At 68.5% G+C, this 15,063-nt stretch carries 10 protein-coding genes; 6 read left to right on the forward strand and 4 right to left on the reverse strand.

The window, feature by feature from the left end:
- Position 1: 1 nt before the first annotated feature.
- Positions 2-355, forward strand: coding sequence for a translation initiation factor Sui1 (locus ACEN9Q_RS12365; protein ID WP_495628635.1), 354 nt, complete (start codon positions 2-4; stop codon positions 353-355).
- Between the two features lie 61 nt (positions 356-416).
- Here ACEN9Q_RS12365 and ACEN9Q_RS12370 read toward each other — a convergent pair whose 3' ends face one another.
- From ACEN9Q_RS12370 to ACEN9Q_RS12380, 3 genes are all read right to left on the reverse strand, one after another.
- Positions 417-2,789 (reverse strand): DNA polymerase II, encoded by a 2,373-nt coding sequence (locus ACEN9Q_RS12370; protein ID WP_495628941.1) that lies wholly within the window; start codon positions 2,787-2,789, stop codon positions 417-419.
- 4 nt (positions 2,790-2,793) lie between these two features.
- Positions 2,794-3,603, reverse strand: coding sequence for a ferritin-like domain-containing protein (locus ACEN9Q_RS12375; protein ID WP_495628636.1), 810 nt, complete (start codon positions 3,601-3,603; stop codon positions 2,794-2,796).
- A 65-nt stretch (positions 3,604-3,668) separates the two neighbouring features.
- Positions 3,669-4,235 (reverse strand): hypothetical protein, encoded by a 567-nt coding sequence (locus tag ACEN9Q_RS12380; RefSeq protein ID WP_495628637.1) that lies wholly within the window; start codon positions 4,233-4,235, stop codon positions 3,669-3,671.
- Positions 4,236-4,485: 250 nt separating this feature from the next.
- Between ACEN9Q_RS12380 and ACEN9Q_RS12385 the strand changes: the two genes are divergently transcribed.
- The 4 genes from ACEN9Q_RS12385 (at position 4,486) to ACEN9Q_RS12400 (ending at position 12,644) form a co-directional block, all read left to right on the forward strand.
- Positions 4,486-5,493, forward strand: coding sequence for a glycoside hydrolase family 53 protein (locus ACEN9Q_RS12385; RefSeq protein WP_056444018.1), 1,008 nt, complete (start codon positions 4,486-4,488; stop codon positions 5,491-5,493).
- Between the two features lie 46 nt (positions 5,494-5,539).
- Positions 5,540-7,207, forward strand: coding sequence for a sodium:solute symporter family transporter (locus ACEN9Q_RS12390; RefSeq protein ID WP_495628638.1), 1,668 nt, complete (start codon positions 5,540-5,542; stop codon positions 7,205-7,207).
- Between the two features lie 350 nt (positions 7,208-7,557).
- Entirely contained in the window at positions 7,558-10,188 is a 2,631-nt protein-coding gene (locus ACEN9Q_RS12395) for a TonB-dependent receptor (RefSeq protein WP_495628639.1), read from the forward strand.
- A gap of 2 nt (positions 10,189-10,190) precedes the next feature.
- Positions 10,191-12,644: a beta-galactosidase gene (locus ACEN9Q_RS12400; RefSeq protein ID WP_495628640.1), complete on the forward strand. Its 2,454-nt coding sequence runs from the start codon at positions 10,191-10,193 to the stop codon at positions 12,642-12,644.
- Positions 12,645-12,683: 39 nt separating this feature from the next.
- Here ACEN9Q_RS12400 and ACEN9Q_RS12405 read toward each other — a convergent pair whose 3' ends face one another.
- Positions 12,684-14,318 (reverse strand): rhamnogalacturonidase, encoded by a 1,635-nt coding sequence (locus ACEN9Q_RS12405; protein WP_495628641.1) that lies wholly within the window; start codon positions 14,316-14,318, stop codon positions 12,684-12,686.
- A 156-nt stretch (positions 14,319-14,474) separates the two neighbouring features.
- Between ACEN9Q_RS12405 and ACEN9Q_RS12410 the strand changes: the two genes are divergently transcribed.
- The gene (locus ACEN9Q_RS12410) at positions 14,475-15,062 is read left to right on the forward strand and encodes a LysE family translocator (RefSeq protein WP_495628642.1); all 588 of its coding nucleotides are present in this window, start codon (positions 14,475-14,477) and stop codon (positions 15,060-15,062) included.
- The last annotated feature ends 1 nt before the right edge of the window (position 15,063 follow it).

The following is a 15,063-nucleotide window of genomic DNA, read 5'->3' on the forward strand; positions in this document are numbered from 1 at the left end:
CATGAAGCATACAAACAGCGGCCTCGTATATTCCACCGACGGCGGACGCATGTGCCCCGATTGCCGCCACCCCGTCGCGGCGTGTGCCTGCAAGGCCGCGGTCGTGCCGACCGGCGACGGCGTCGCGCGCGTGTCGCGCCAGACCAGGGGCCGCGGCGGCAAGACCGTCACGCTCGTCAAGGGACTCGCGCTCGATGGCGCCGCGCTGATGGCCTTGGGCAAGCAGTTGCGCACGGCATGCGGTTGCGGCGGGACCGTGAAGGACGGCGCGATCGAGGTCCAGGGCGACCACTGCGACCTCATCATGGAAGTGCTCGGAAAACACGGACTTCATGCGAAGCGCGTCGGCGGGTAAGCCGGCTCGAAGCGAAGGTGCCCGTCCGGTTCGGGGCCGGACCATTCGTCGGCCCAACTGATCAGAACAACGCCCCCTGCGGGCTGGTCAGCCGTGCGAAGCTGTCGTCCAAAAACGGCAGGATGCCGTCCGCGACGGGTTCCAGCTGCTTCGTCAGATAGTGTTCGTAGTCGATGGGCGTGCGGCGGGTGTCCAGCGTGTCCAGCGGTTCCGGGCCCGCCGTCGTCATCACGTAGCGGATCCAGCCGCCGTTGCGGTAAGGCGCGGGCCGGCCCTGGCGCACGTGGAACTCGTCGGCCGCGCGCGCCGCGCGCACGTGCGGCGGCACGTTGCGCTCGTACTCGACCAGCGGCCGGCGCAGCCGCTTGCGGTACACGAGCTGCTCGTCGAGCTCCCCCCGCAACGTGCGCGCCACATAGTCGCGCACATACTCCTCGTACGGTTCGCCGCGGAACACGCGGCCGTAGAGCTCCTGCTGGAACGCCTGCGCCAGCGGCGTCCAGTCCGTGCGCACCGTCTCCAGGCCCTTGAAGATCACTTCCTCGCTGCCGTCCGCCCGGCGCACGAGGCCCGCGTAGCGCTTCTTGCTGCCCTCCTCCGACCCGCGCACGGTCGGCATCAGGAAGCGCCGGAAGTGGGTCTCGTATTCCAGCTCCAGCGCGCACTCCAGTTGCAGTCCGGCGCGCAGATGGTCGCGCCACCAGCCGTTCACGTGGTCGACGAGCGCGCGCCCGATGCGCTCGGCTTCAGGCCCGTCGTGCGCGCGCCCGAGCCACACGAACGTCGAATCCGTGTCCCCGTAGATCACCTGGTAGCCCTGCGCCTCGATCAGCTCGCGCGTGCGGTGCATGATCTCGTGGCCGCGCATCGTGATCGACGACGCGAGGCGCGGATCGAAGAAGCGGCATCCCGTCGTGCCCAGCACCCCGTACATCGAATTCATGATGATCTTGAGGGCCTGCGACAGCGGCGCGTTGCGTTCGCGCTTGGCGGCGTCGCGGCCCTGCCACACGCGCGTGACGATGCCGGGCAGGCAGTGCCGCGTGCGCGAAAAGCGCGCGCCGCGAAAGCCCGGCACCGTGTCGCTTTCCGGCTCCTCGAGGCCGGCGACGAGGCCCACCGGATCGATCAGGAAGGTGCGGATGATCGACGGGTACAGGCTCTTGTAGTCCAGCACGAGCACCGAGTCGTACAGGCCGGAGCGCGAATCCATCACGAACCCGCCGGGGCTGTCCGCGCCCGGCACGTCGCCGATGTTCGGCGCCACGCGCCCGAGGCGGTGCATCAGCGGCATGTACGCGTGCTCGAACGCGGCGACGGAACCGCCGCTGCGATCCGCCGCGAGGCCCGTCACGCTGGCGCGCTCCAGCAGGAAGGTCATCAGCCCGGACTTGGCGAAGATGCGCGTGACGAGCACGCAGTCCTGCAGGTTGTAGCGGGCCAGGGCCGGCTTGTCCTCGGCGAACATGCGGTCGATTTCCGCCATGCGGTCGTACGGGTTGTCGATGGACTTGCCTTCGCCCAGCAGGCTTTGCGCCACGTGCTCCAGCGAGAACGACGGGAAGCTCCACGTGGCCGAACGCAGCGCCTCGATGCCGTCGATGACGAGGCGCCCGGCGATCGCGGCGAACCAGTGTTCCTGGCGCCCGCCGTGCTCGCGCCATTCGATCGCGCTGCCGTCGCGGCCCAGGCGCAGCGGGCGCTGCATCTGCTGCGCGTGCTGTTGCAGGATGCGCAGGTCGAACTGCACGAGGTTCCAGCCGATGATGGCATCCGGGTCGTGGCGGCGGACCCAGTCTTCCAGCCGGTCGAGCAGGTCGCGCCGCGTCGCGCACACCTCGTAGTCGAAGTCGAGGCCGGACGCGTCGCCGTTCGCGGGGCCCAGCATGTACACCTGGCGCTGGCCGCAGCCTTCCAGCGCGATCGAGCGCAGTTCGCCCTGCATCGTCGTCTCGATGTCGAGCGAGACCGTCGACAGCGCCGGCCGGTAGTCGTCCACGGGTTTCAGATGGGCGTCGACGAGGAGCCGCGGATCGGCGGCATCCAGCGTGCCCGCGTACGCGACGGGGGCCATGATGAAGCGCTCCATCAGGTAGCGCTCGGGCGGGCGGACGTCCGCTTCGTAGACGTCGACGCCATGCTCGCGCAGCCGTTTTTCCAGGCGCAGCAGGTGGCGGTACTGGGTGCAGTACAGGCCCAGCACGGGACGGTGGCGGAAGTCGCACAGCGCCAGTTCGCGCAGTTCGGCGCCCCGTTCGCGCTGCAGCAGCAGGCGCGCGGTGTCGCCCTGCTCCACCGGGATGAACGCGACGGCCGGCTGCGGCGCGAGGCGCACGCGGCGCGGCCCGTCCGGCGTCGCGAGCCAGAACTCGACCTCGACGCCGGCGTCCGTGTCGCGCCAGTGGCGCGTCAGCAGGAAGCCCTGCGCGTCCATGACGTCAGGCACCCGCGAAACGGGCGAGTTCCGCTTCGGTAAAGCCGGCCTGGCGGCGGGCGTCGACGTTGAACGGTCCCTTGAGCACGGGCGCCCTGTACTGCACCGTCAGCGCGTCGTACGTGGCCACCGGCTCCAGGCCGCGCAGCGCGCACAGGTAAACATACCAGCGGTTGCCGATCTCCACGTGGCCCACCTCGTCGCGCAGCAGCACGTCGAGGATGCGCGCGGCCGCCTCGTCGCCGGCCTGCGCCAGCTTGGCGCGCAGCGGCGGGATGGCGTCCAGGCCGCGCGCTTCCATCGTGCGCGGCACGAGGGCCATGCGCGCGAGGATGTCCCCGCTCGTCTTCTCGACCATCTCCCACAGGCTGTCGTGGCCGGGAAAGTCGCCGTAGGCCCAGCCGAGCGTGCGCAGGTGCGCCGCCAGCAGGGTGAAATGATGGGCCTCCTCGGACGCCACGCGCAGCCAGTCGCCATAGTAATCGTCCGGCATGCCGGGGAAGCGCCAGACGGCGTCCAGCGCGAGGTTCACGGCATTGAATTCGATGTGGGCGAGCGCGTGGACGAGCATCGCGCGGCCTTCCGGCGTAACCATGGAGCGGCGGCCGACGAGGCGCGGCGGCACCAGCTCCGGCCGCGCGGGGCGGCCCGGGATGGCGGCGGCGTCCGCGTCGAGGACCGCGGCCGCGTCCAGCGTGCAGGCGCCGGCGCGGCAGCCTTCCGCAAGCTGCGCCACGCCCTGCGTCTTGGCGACCGGATCGGTCTCGATCAACAACTCGAGCGCGCGTACGCGCAGCGCCAAAGTGAGCGCCATCGTGGTCCCCTGCGACAAAAGCCGGCAGTTTACCACCCGGCGCCCGCCGGGGCGAGGACGGCCCCCTACTGCTGCTGCACGGCCGGCGAATTGCCCTGCGGCGGCTGCGCCGGTGCCTGCATGTCCTGCTCGTCCATGCGCGGCGGCGGCAGGCCGCTCGTCTGGCCGCTGCTCGGCGGGACCGCGTCGTCCTTGCCGCTCACGCTCCCCGCACCCGAGCCGGTGGCGCCCGTGCTCGAGCTGCCGTAGGCGGTGGCGCCCGGCTCGGCGGTCGTCGCGGGCGTGGCCGGCGTCGTGGACACGACGCGCTCCGTCACCTCACCCCTGGGCGCCGCGGCCAGCAGTTGCGGCGCGTGCGCCATGTCGTGCTGGTAGACCTGGCGTGCTTCCTTCAGGCAGCTGGCGCGGCTGCCCGACGACTTGTGTCTGCACGCCGACTGCTGCTCCGCGTACGCGGCGTTGATCTCCTTCTTCAGCGTGGCCATGCGCTGGGCCTTCGTCTTGTCGCCGGTGGTCCAGCGCGCCGGGTCTTTCGCGGCCTTGGGGTGACTGTCGGCCAGTGCGGGCACGCTGGCCGCGCACAGCGCGCATGCGATCCACGCGCCCCGCAGGATACTTGATGCTTTACTCATCTCGACCTCCTGATACCGTAGAAAAAGCGACGCCGGACGGCGTCAACCGAAACACGGGTTCAGTATAGTGCCAGCGGGCGGATGACCTGCGTTCCTTTCCTCTTGTCAAATAAACAGCTGAAGTTTCAACCGAAACAACGCCGCCATACGAATATTTCATAGGAGACGCGAAAAATGAATGGGGTCGGCGGCGCGATTCCTGCCTAGAATCCGGGGCTTAGTGGCTTGACAATAACAATCCCGGAGACCGATGAAGCATTTTCTTTCCGCCCTGGCGGCCGGCCTGGCGCTGGGTTCCGCCCCGGCGCACGCGGACCCGCACCCGACGTTCGCCAAGGGCGCCGACGTCGGCTGGGTCAGCGAAATGGAAGCGTCGGGACGCGTCTTCCGCAACCGTGACGGCAAGGCCGAAGACCTGTACGCGATCCTCAAGGAACAAGGGATGGACGCCATCCGCCTGCGCGTGTGGGTGAATCCGCAGGACGGCTGGAACGGCGTCGCCGACGTCGTGGCGAAGGCGAAGCGCGCGCAGGCCGCCGGCATGCGCATCATGATCGATTTCCATTACAGCGATTCCTGGGCCGACCCGCAACAGCAGACGAAGCCCAGGGCCTGGGCCGGTTACACCGCGCCGCAGCTGGCCGCCGCCGTCGCGGCGCACACGCGGGCCACCCTCGGCGCGCTGCGCGACGCCGGCGTCGCGCCCACGTGGGTCCAGGTCGGCAACGAGACGCGCACCGGCATGCTGTGGCCCGAGGGCGACGCGACGCGGCACATGGACAACTATGCGCGCTTCGTCGACAGCGGCTACGGCGCCGTCAAGCAGGTGTTCCCGGACGCGATCGTGATCGTCCACGTGGACAACTGCCACGACAACGCCACGTTCCGGTGGAACTTCGACGGCCTCAGGGCGCACGGCGCGCGCTTCGACATGATCGGCGCGTCCTCGTACCCGACGACGGCGAAGAACCTGACGTGGCAACAGGCGACGACCGCGTGCCTGGCCAACCTGAACGACATGGTCCACCGCTACGGCAAACCCGTGATCCTGTCCGAGGTCGGCGTGCCGTGGGACCACCCGGACGGCAAGGCCGTCATCGCCGACCTGATCGCCAAGGCCCGCGCCGTCGATGGCGGCGGCGCGGGCGGCGTGTTTTATTGGGAGCCCGAGGCTTACGACTGGAAGGGCTATCCGATGGGCGCCTTCGACCGCGGCGGCAAGCCGACCGCGATCATGGACGCCTTCCTGGAGCGCTGATCCCCGGCGCGCCATTTACGTTTCTCCGTTTGACGAGACAAACTCTATGAATCTGATTTCCCGCCTCGACTTAATTGTCTTCCTGTTCTACTTCATGGTCGTCGCCGGCTACGGCCTGTGGGTCTACCGCCGCAAGAAGAGCGCGAACACGTCCGCCTCGCACGACTACTTCCTGGCCGAAGGCTCCCTCACCTGGTGGGCCATCGGCGCGTCGCTGATCGCGTCCAACATCTCGGCCGAGCAGTTCATCGGCATGAGCGGCTCGGGCTTCCGCATCGGCATGGCCATCGCGGTGTACGAACTGATGGCCGCCGCCACGCTCGTCATCGTCGCCGTGTTCTTCATGCCGGTGTACCTGAAGAACCGCATCTACACGATGCCGCAGTTCCTCGAACAGCGCTACGGCAAGGCCGTCGCCACGACGATGGCGCTGTTCTGGCTCGGCCTGTACGTCGTCGTCAACCTGACCTCGATCCTGTACCTGGGCGCGCTGGCCATCGGCAGCGTCACCGGCGTCGGCGTGCTGCCCTGCATGCTGTTCCTGGCCGTCTTCGCCGCCATCATCACGCTGGGCGGCATGAAGGTCATCGGCTACACGGACGTCATCCAGGTGACCTGCCTCGTCATCGGCGGCCTCGTGACCACGTGGCTGGCGCTGGACCTCGTCGCCAAGCTGGGCCAGGGCCACGGCGCGCTGCAGGGCTTCTCGACCCTGTACAACACGACCCGCGACCACTTCGAAATGGTGCTGGGCCGCGACAACAAGAACTACATGGACCTGCCGGGCCTGTCGACGCTGATCGGCGGCATGTGGATCGTCAACCTGAACTACTGGGGCTGCAACCAGTACATCACGCAGCGCGCCCTCGGCGCCGACCTGCCGACCGCGCGCAAGGGCCTGCTGTTCGCCGCGTTCCTCAAGCTCCTGATGCCGATGATCGTCGTCATGCCGGGCATCGCCGCGTTCGCGCTGGACCGTGCCGGCGTGCTGGGCGACGCCATGCGCGTCGGCGGCGAACTGAATCCGGACCGCGCCTACCCCACGCTGCTGGCGATGCTCCCGTCGGGCATCAAGGGCATCGCGTTCGCCGCGCTGACGGCCGCCGTCGTCGCGTCGCTGGCCGGCAAGGCCAATTCGATCGCCACGATCTTCACGCTCGACATCTACCAGAAGCGCCTGCATCCGGACGTCAGCGAGAAGAAGATGGTGTGGATCGGCCGCATGACCGTCATCGTGTCGATGCTGCTGGCCATCGTGATCGCCCCGTTGATGGGCATCGACAAGAAGGGCGGCTTCCAGTACATCCAGGAATACACGGGCTTCGTCTCGCCGGGCATCCTGGCCATGTTCCTGCTGGGCTTCTTCTGGAAAAAGACAACGGCGGACGCGGCGATGTTCGCGACCGTCGGCGGCCTGGTGTTCTCGATCATCCTGAAGTTCCTGCCGACGATGATGGACCTGCACTTCCTCGCGCCGATCGGCTTCGCCGTCGACAACGGCACGGGCGTGTACGAGATCCCGTTCCTGGACCGCATGTTCATCGTGTTCTGGCTGGTCGTCGCCGGCATGGTGCTGCTCAGCACCGTGTTCGCCCGCGGCAAAGTGAAAGCGCTGATCGTCGACACCAAGCTGTTCAAGGTCGACGGCGCGTTCGCCTTCGGCTCGGCCGTCATCTGCGTGGCGCTGGCCACGATCTACGGGATGTGGTGGTAACGATCCGCCGATCGTCGTAGGGCGGGCTCCCCGAGCCCGCGCGGACGTTCGCGTCACGCATACGCTACGCGTGGGCACAGGGTGCCCACCCTACGTACTGTAACCCGTCGTCCCCGCGCAGGCGGGGATCCAATCTTGCAAGCGTTTCGATGCGCGCAAAACTTGGGTCCCCGCCTCCGCGGGGACGACGTTTTTTACGTATATGAACTTCGTATACACACGACCAAAAATCCTAATGGTTGTGCATGCGACAACGCGACAGAATGCCGGTCAGTCGCCTGATTGGTTCGCTGCGCGCACCAACGACGACACACACCAATAAGTCTAAACGACAAAAGCAAGGAGATTACATGCAGCCAAAGACCCTGAGCGTACTCGTACGCTCGCTTTTCCCATTGTTCGTCCTCCCCGCCATGCCGGCGGCCTTCGCCCAGCAGGCGCCGCAGACCGCACCGGCCGAAACCGCCGCGGGCGGCGACACGGCCGTGCAGCAGGTCGTCGTCTCGGGCATCCGCGCGTCCGTGCGCAGCGCGCTCTCCGTCAAGGAGAATTCCAACAGCATGGTCGAAGTGGTCGCTTCCGAAGACATCGGCAAGCTGCCCGACACCACCATCGCCGAATCGCTCGCGCGCCTGCCCGGCCTCGCTGCCGGTCTGGATCGCGGCAACGCGAGCCAGATCGTCGCGCGCGGCATGGGCGAGCGCTTCATCGGCGCCACGCTGAACGGCCGCGAACTCGCGTCGTCCGAGCCGAATCGCGCCGTGCGCTTCGAGCAGTTCCCGTCCGAGTCCCTGTCCGGCGCGATCGTCTACAAGACGCAGAACGCCGACCTCGTCGAAGCCGGCGTCGCGACGACGATCGACCTGCAGACCGTGCAGCCGCTGAAGTACCACGGCCGCCAGGCATCGATCAAGGCCGACGCGCTGTACTATCCGCTGGCGAAGGACGTCGACGCGCAGTCGGTGCGCCCGCGCCTGGGCGGCAACTGGATCGACCAGTTCGCGGACAGGACGATCGGCGCGGCGCTGGCGTTCAGTTACCAGAAGCAGCCGTCGATCGAGGAACGCAAGAACCACTGGGGCTTCAACGAAGACCATTCCGCCGGCCTGAATGGCGACGGCAAGGTCGACAAGACCCCGTGGGGCTTCGAGGATGAACTCAAGCGCGGCACCAATGAACGCAGCAGCGTGCTGGGCAAGCTGGAATGGAAGGCCAGTCCGGACGCGCTGATCACGGCCGACCTGTACTTCGCCCGCGACAAGATCCGCGAGCCGAGCGTGCAGCACTGGACGGGCGACGTCGGCAACTGGGACGGCTGGCAGACCGCGAATTACGCGAACGCCGACATCCGCAACGGCTACGTCGTCGGCGCGACCGTCAAGGACGTGGGCCTGTCGACGCACAGCACGCGCTGGATCCAGGACATGGACAACGTCGCCGGTGGCCTGAACGGCAAGTTCAACGTGGGGGACTGGAAGGTCGAGGCGGACGTCGCCACGTCGCGCGCGAGCCGCGCCAGCCAGTGGGCCGACGTGCGCAACTCCACCGCGAACAACGGCACGCTGTCCTGGGCCTTCACCGGCAACGAACAGCAATCGTATTCGTTCAGCGAAGACACCGGCAACCTGGCCAACTTCGGCGCGCCGCAGCTCTATATCGACAACGACGGCCATGTGCACGACCGCCTCGACTCGGCCCAGCTGAGCGCCGCGCTGCCGCTGGAGCTGGGGCCGCTGAGCCGCATCAAGGTAGGCGCCCGCTTCGCCGACCGCGAGAAGTCGTACCACCAGACCACGTGGAACATCTCGCCGGCGAACGCGGCGATCCCGGGATCGGCCTACACGACCATCAACGTGCCGGGCTACTTCCCCGCGCTGATGCTGAACGATTTCGAAGGCACCGTGTCCTCGACATTCGGCGGCGGCGCCCTCGATCCGAGCGGCCGCACGCAGACGGCGAACGACCTGCTGGCAGGCTGGAAGGTCAAGGAACGCACGAGCGCCCTGTACGCACAGGCCGACCTGGACGGCGAACTGTTCGGCCTCAGATACCGCGGCAACGCGGGCGTGCGCCTCGTGCACACGCACCAGACGGGCAGCGGCATGGAATCCGTCAACGGCGCGGCGCCGACGCCGCTCGAAGGCGGCGCATCGTACACGAAGGCCCTGCCGAGCACGAACCTGATCTTCAGCCTCGACCAGGAACAGCAGCACCAGCTGCGCTTCTCGCTGGCCCGCGCCATGTCGCGCGCACCGATGGACGAGATGCGTGCGTCACGCCAGATTTCGATCGACACGACGCCGGGCTCGCAGCAACCGCTGACGGGCAGCGCCGGCAATCCGGGCCTGCTGCCGATGATGGCCAACCAGGCCGACCTGGCGTACCAGTGGTACTTCGACAAAGGCTCGCTGTTCTCGGCCGCCCTGTTCTACAAGCAGATCGGCAGCTACATCGGCATCACGACCGACAACACGACCATCGACGGCCGCCAGGCCGTGATCACGCGCTCCGTCAACGGCGAAGGCGGCTACGTGCGCGGCCTGGAGCTCGTGTACCAGCACGCGTTCACGCGCCTGCCGGCACCGTTCGACGGCCTCGGCGTCGCCGCGAACTGGTCGTACAACGAGAGCGACATCCACGAGTACACCAACAACTACCCGATGGAAGGCCTGATGCGCAACAACGGCGGCGTCACGCTGTGGTACGAGAAGAACGGCTTCGAGGCGCGCCTCTCGGCCAACTACCACAGCCCGTTCGTGCGCATGCCCAAGTGGACGGCCGGCTACATGGCGGAAAACGGCGAGGAGACGTACGTCACCGCGAACTTCTCGTACTACCTGACGCCGCAGCTGCAACTGCGCGTGGGCCTGGACAACATCACGAACCAGAAGGTCGTCTACACGCAGGCCGGCAACCAGTACAACCAGAACGTGATGGAATACGGCCGCCGTTATAATGTCGGCCTGAGCTACAAGTTCTGACGATGACATTCACGCGACCCACACTGTTGCGCACCGCCCTGCTGCTGGCCTTCGCCGGCCCCGGCATGGCAGGCGCGGAACAACTCCTCAACGTCGACGCGAGCGCGTCCGCGCCCGAACCGCGCACCGGCTACATCAAACTGGGCACGGCGATGGCGCCGGGCGGCCACACGCTCGGCATCAACAACCAGTACCTCACGCGCGACGGCAAACCGTGGCTGCCGGTGATGGGCGAATTCCATTATTCGCGCAGCCCGGCGGCCAGTTGGGATGCGGAACTCGCGAAGATGAAGTCAAGCGGCATCGACATCGTCGCCAGCTACGTCATCTGGAGCCACCACGAGGCCAGCGAAGGCCATTTCGACTGGTCCGGCAACCGCGACCTGCGCCGCTTCGTCCAGCTGGCCCACAAGCACGGCCTGTCGGTCGTCGTGCGCGTGGGTCCGTGGTCGCATGCGGAAGTGCGCTACGGCGGCTTCCCGGACTGGGTGGTCGACGCCATGCCGACCCGCGGCAACGACCCCACGTACCTGCATTACGTGGCGCGTTTCTACCGCGAGATCGGACGCCAGCTCGACGGCCTCCTGTACAAGCAGGGCGGCCCCGTGATCGGCGCGCAGATCGAGAACGAGTACAACCTGGCCGGCCCGGGCCACGGCGCGGAGCACATCCGCACGCTGAAGGGCCTGGCCGTGAAGGCGGGCATCGACGTGCCCTACTACACGGTCACGGGCTGGGACCAGACCCTGTACCCGTCCGGCGAAGTGACGCCCGTGTTCGGCGGCTATCCGGACGAACCGTGGGCGACCAGTACGAAGGAACTGCCGCCCAAGGAGACGTACGCCTTCCGCTTCGACACCCGCGTGAGCGGCGACCTCGGTGCGCAAACGCGCGCCAGCCACCAGGGCACGGCGGAAACGGACATGGACAAGACCCCGTTCCTCGGCGCGGAATACGGCGCGGGCCTGCCGGCGATGTACCGCCGCCGCACGCTGGTGTCCAGCGACGACATCGCGGCCATGCTGCCCGTGCAGCTGGGCTCCGGCGTCAACCTGATGGGCTACTACATGTTCCACGGCGGGAGGAATCCCGTGGGCGGCACGACGCTGGAAGAAAGTACGAAGAGCGGCGGCTACAACGACGTCCCCGCGATCAACTACGACTTCAACGCGCCGCTCGGACCGGACGGCCAGCAGCGTCCCGTGCTGGCGGCGCTGCGGCCGTTCCACTGGTTCCTGCACGACTTCGGCGCGCGCCTGGCGCCGATGACCGTGCGCAGGCCCGACGTCGTGCCGAAGGATCCGGCCGACCTGGGCCCGCCGCGCTGGTCCGTCCGCAGCCGCGGCGATGCGGCGTTCCTGTTCTACGATGGCCACATCCGCCAGTACCCGACGCCGGCGCGTGCACAGGTCCGCTTCGGCATCAAGCTGCCCGGCGGGACGGTGACGCTGCCGCGCCATCCGGTCGACCTGCCGGCCGGCGCCTACTTCGCCTGGCCCGTCAACTTCGACATGGACGGCCAGCGCCTGACCTATGCGACGGCGCAGCCGCTGGCGAAGCTGGACGACGGCACGTGGGTGTTCGCCGCGCAGGACGGCGTGCCCGTCGAATTCGCGTTCGGAGATCGCGCCCGCGGCTGCGTGCGGGCCGGCCGCGCCCACGTCGACGAAACGGAAGGCGTGGTCGTCGACCGCATCGAGCCCGGCCTGGACGCGGCGTTCACGCTGCGCTGCCAGGGCCAGGCGCCGCTCACGGTGCTCGTGCTGTCGCAGGCACAGGCGCGCCAGGCGGCGCTGGGGACGTTCGAGGGCCGGCGCCGCCTCGTGCTCAGCGACGCGCAGGCGTACTTCACGGATGGCCGGCTCGTGCTGCGCAGCGCGGGCCAGCCGCACATCCGGGCGGCCGTCTACCCGCCGCTGGCGGCGTCGCCACAGGCCAGCAGCACGCTCGGGAGCGATGGGCGCGACGGCCTGTTCCAGGTGCTGGAAGCCGCGCTGCCGGCGCGCGACGTGGCGGTGGCCGTCAAGCCGCTGCGCCCGGCCGGGACGGCGCGGCCGGTGCGCATCGGCGGCAACGCCAGGGCGGCGGTGGAGCCCGATCCGGAAGCGTTCGGCGCCTCGGCCGCATGGCAGCTGGACGTGGGCGCGGCCGGCCGGTCGAAGGACGTGGACAGCCTGCTGCTCGACATCGACTTCACGGGCGACGTGGCCCGCCTGTTCGACGGCACGCGCATGGTCGACGACTGGTATTACAACGGCCAGCGCTGGCAATTTGATCTCGCCAACCTGCCGGCACAGCGCCAGGGTCCGCTCACGCTGACCGTGCTGCCGCTGCGCGCGGACGCGCCCATCTACCTGCCGCGCGAGCACCGGCCCGACTTCGGCGGCAAGCCGCAGCTGGCCGAGGTGAACGCCGTGAAGGTGGTGCCGGTGTACCGGGTGGAGATCGGGAAGTAAGGCGAAGGCGCGCCTGTCGACACGCGCGCCTTCGACACGTCAACGGCCGCTGTCGGCCATCCCGTCCACGTCCTGGAGCGCGAGGCCGCGCACCCCGGTCTGCCGCAGCGACGGCACGCCGGCGGCGCGGCCGAGCCGCACGTGATCGAAACGCGCGCCGGCCACGTCGTCCAGCACGATGGCCGGCCGCGCATCCGGCGCCGCCGTCCGCAGGTCGGCGTGATGCACCTCGACGTTGCGCGCATGGCGGCAATACAGGCCGTACGCGGGCGTCGCGCCGAACATGCTGGGCTCCGGATAGTGGTCCGGCTGCTCGGGCGGCACCCGCGCCGCGTCGGCGGCCGTGCCCCCGCCGCCGTACACGATGGTGATGTTCGACAGCCGCACGTCCTCGACCGGCGCCTCCGGCAGCCCGGCGACGATGGACGCATACGGCGCGTTCGCCTGCGACACGACGACGTTGCTGATGTTGACGCGGCGGATCGCACCGACGGGTGTGCCCGCGGGTGCGCGCATGCGCCGGCCCAGGCGGATGAACAGCGGGGCCGTCGTCAGGTCGCGCATGGCGAGGTTGTCGACGGTGACGTCCTCGATGACGGCGCCGTCCACGCTTTCGATGGCGAGGCCGCGGCAATGCTCGAACACGCAATTCGAAATCGCGATGTTGCGGAAACCCCCGTTCGACTCGGTGCCCAGCTTGATGCGGCCGCATACGCCCTCTTCGTCCGGCGCCTTGACCTGCGTGGTCTTGAACGTGCCCTCGAGGTAGCTCCCCAGGTCGAAGCCGGACACCTGGCACCCGGTGATCGTCACGTGTTCCGTGAAGCGCGCGCGGCCCAGCGCGTAGGAACTCTTCAGGCAGATGGCGTCGTCGTTCGGCGTGTTCACGGCGCAGTCGCTGATGCGCACGTTGCGGCAGCAATCGATGTCGAAGCCGTCGCGCTCCGTGTCGACGGTGAGGTTCGCGATCGTCAGGTTGTCGACGCCGGTCGCCAGCACGGCAAAGTGGCCGCACTTGAGCATCGAAAAGTCGCGCAGCAGCACATTGCGGCAATTCTTCAGCGCGATCGCCTTGTTTCCCTTGCCGTCCATCTCGGCGCCGAACACGGTGCCGGCGCGCGCTCGCTCGCCCATCGGGTCCTTGCCGCCGAGCGAGGACGGCATGTCGCCCGCCTTCATCGGCCGGTTGGCGCCCGGTCCGGAACGGGTCAGGCCGCGGCCCCAGATGCGGCCCGGCCCGAGGATCGCGACGTCTTCCAGGTTGTCGCCCCAGATCAGCGAGTTGTGCCAGTGGCTGTGGCCGAAGTCCTGGTAGGCGTCGTACGCGTTCGGCTCGGCCGGATCGTAGCGGCCGGGGGCCCGGGCCGGATCGGCCGCGACGATCACGCTGCCCGCGTCGAGATACAGCGCGACGCGGCTTTGCAGCCGGATCGAAAAGCTCAGGTAGCGGCCGGCCGGAAAGTGCACCGTGCCGCCGCCCGCCGCACTGGCGGCCGCGATGGCGGCGTTGATGGCGTCCGTGTCGAGGGTCGTGCCGTCGCCGCGCGCGCCTACCGCGCGCACGTCGAACCCCGCTGACGACGTGGCGGCAAAGGCGGGACCGAACGTGGAGGCGCAGGCGCCCGCGCCGAGGGCGAGCAGGAGACGGCGCCGGGCCGCGGCGGTGGGGGTCATCGGATATTCATTTTTCATGATACGCACAAACATAACACCGCCGCGCGGCACCGAACGCGCAAGTTGCTGAGCGGTTGGCAGGGTAATTTTCTTCAATACCGGCTTGGGGCCGGCCGCTATCGTCTGCCGCATCCCTCACCACGAAAGGAAACGCAGATGAACATCATCGCCTCGATGGCCGCTTTCGCCCTCGCCACCTCCATTTCTCCCGGCCCCGTCAACGTCGTCGCCCTCGGCAGCGGCGCGCGCCACGGCTTTGCCGCCAGCCTGGCGCACGTCACCGGCGCCACGGCCGGCTTTTGCCTGCTGCTCGTGCTGGCCGGCCTCGGCCTGCACGAAGCCGTCGCCGCCTGGCCGCAGGTCACCGCCATCGTCCGCTGGGCCGGCGTCGCCTTCCTGCTGTACATGGCCTGGAAACTGGCTGCGGACACGGGCGAGCTGGGCGCCGGCCAGACCCCGGCGCGCCCGTCGCTGCTGCAGGGAGCCGCCATGCAGTGGCTGAGTCCCAAGGCATGGCTGGCCGCGCTGGCGGGCATGGGCACGTACGCATCCGACGGCGACGCGGCGGCCGTCCGGCTGTTCGCGCTGATTTATTTTATCGTGTGCTGGCTGTCGGTCGCCGCGTGGGCGTGGGCCGGCAGCCGCCTGCAGGGCTGCCTGCGCACGCCGCACCGGGTGCGCGTCTTCAACCGCACGATGGCCGGCATGCTCGTGATGAGCGTCGTCTATCTGGCGGCAAGCTGAG

The sequence above is a fragment of the Massilia sp. Masssp93 genome (genome assembly GCF_059491295.1).

Coding starts and splice junctions, on each gene's coding strand:
- ACEN9Q_RS12365 (WP_495628635.1), top strand. CDS start 2: ATGAAGCATACAAACAGCGGCCTCGTATATTCCACCGACGGCGGACGC.
- ACEN9Q_RS12370 (WP_495628941.1), bottom strand. CDS start 2,789: ATGGACGCGCAGGGCTTCCTGCTGACGCGCCACTGGCGCGACACGGAC.
- ACEN9Q_RS12375 (WP_495628636.1), bottom strand. CDS start 3,603: ATGGCGCTCACTTTGGCGCTGCGCGTACGCGCGCTCGAGTTGTTGATC.
- ACEN9Q_RS12380 (WP_495628637.1), bottom strand. CDS start 4,235: ATGAGTAAAGCATCAAGTATCCTGCGGGGCGCGTGGATCGCATGCGCG.
- ACEN9Q_RS12385 (WP_056444018.1), top strand. CDS start 4,486: ATGAAGCATTTTCTTTCCGCCCTGGCGGCCGGCCTGGCGCTGGGTTCC.
- ACEN9Q_RS12390 (WP_495628638.1), top strand. CDS start 5,540: ATGAATCTGATTTCCCGCCTCGACTTAATTGTCTTCCTGTTCTACTTC.
- ACEN9Q_RS12395 (WP_495628639.1), top strand. CDS start 7,558: ATGCAGCCAAAGACCCTGAGCGTACTCGTACGCTCGCTTTTCCCATTG.
- ACEN9Q_RS12400 (WP_495628640.1), top strand. CDS start 10,191: ATGACATTCACGCGACCCACACTGTTGCGCACCGCCCTGCTGCTGGCC.
- ACEN9Q_RS12405 (WP_495628641.1), bottom strand. CDS start 14,318: ATGACCCCCACCGCCGCGGCCCGGCGCCGTCTCCTGCTCGCCCTCGGC.
- ACEN9Q_RS12410 (WP_495628642.1), top strand. CDS start 14,475: ATGAACATCATCGCCTCGATGGCCGCTTTCGCCCTCGCCACCTCCATT.